The organism is Corynebacterium jeikeium (assembly GCF_000738175.1).
Taxonomy (GTDB): domain Bacteria; phylum Actinomycetota; class Actinomycetes; order Mycobacteriales; family Mycobacteriaceae; genus Corynebacterium; species Corynebacterium jeikeium_C.
Map to the genome: position 1 here is coordinate 1 of NZ_JFCH01000053.1, position 1171 is coordinate 1171.

The window sequence follows — 1171 nt, forward strand, 5'->3', positions numbered from 1 at the left end:
TCAAGAAGGAAGTTGTCCAACGTCACCTTGCCGGCGAGACAATGATGGATCTTGCCCGTGAGTTTGGCCTGTCGTCAGACCAACTCGTCAAAGATTGGTCCTGGAAATGGCGCAAAGGCGGCGATGAGGCGTTGAAACCGAAGCCGAAGGGCAGACCCAAAGGCTCGGCTGCACCGAAGCGGCTTACAGAAGAAGACAAGCTGCGCCGTCAGATCGCACGGTTGGAAGCGGAAAACGCGTACTTAAAAAAATTGCGGGACTTGAGGAACCAGGGACACGCCTGAAAGTCCAGGCGATTGTCATCCTCAAGTCGCACCACCGCTTGGAGTACCTCCTAGAGGCCGCTGGTATCCCACGGTCGACGTTCTTTTACCACCAGAAACGACTCAACGAACCGGATAAGTACGCAGTGCTCAAAGACGCGATCCGGGAGTGCTTCGAACGTAACAAGCATCGCTATGGCTACCGGCGGGTGCTGCTGGACCTGCGTAACCAGGGCTGGGTGGTCAACCACAAACTCGTCTACAAACTCATGTGCCAGATGGGTCTTCGAGCCAAGATTCGCCAACGCAGGCCCTATGTTTCCTACAGCGGGGCGATCAGCCACATCGCTGACAACACACTCGACCGCAAGTTCACTCCGGATCAGCCAAATACCGTTTTTGTCAGCGACGTCACCGAGTTCAGGGTTGCAGGCCGCAAGGTGTATTTGTCACCGGTGATGGACTTGTTCGACCGCTCCATCGTCGCTCACAGCGTGGCTACATCGCCGTCGACAGCGTTGACCACCGATTCTTTGTCCAAGGCGATCGCGGCGTGTGCGCCTGAACCCGGGTGGATGATGCACACAGATCAAGGTTTCCAGTACCAGCATGCCTCCTGGCGTGACCTGATCGGCGACAACGGTGGTGTGCAGTCGATGTCGCGTAAAGCCAACTGCTACGACAACGCGGTCATGGAAAACTTCTTTGGACACTTGAAGACAGAGATGTACCACGGTGAAGTCTTCGACACGGTCGCAGAGTTCAATCAAGCGATCGACGAGTACATCAGGTGGTACAACACCGAACGCATCCAACAACGACTAAAGGGCCTGACCCCGATGCAATATCGGAATCAGACCCTTGAACCCCTCACCGCCTAGAATTAAACCAGTCCAACTTTCGGGGGC

The 1171-nt window shown here is 55.5% G+C and carries 1 pseudogene; it reads left to right on the forward strand.

Annotation, left to right across the window (positions count from 1 at the left end):
* Positions 1-1144, forward strand: a pseudogene (locus JQ46_RS08220) (IS3 family transposase); the annotation flags it as partial.
* Positions 1145-1171 lie beyond the last annotated feature (27 nt).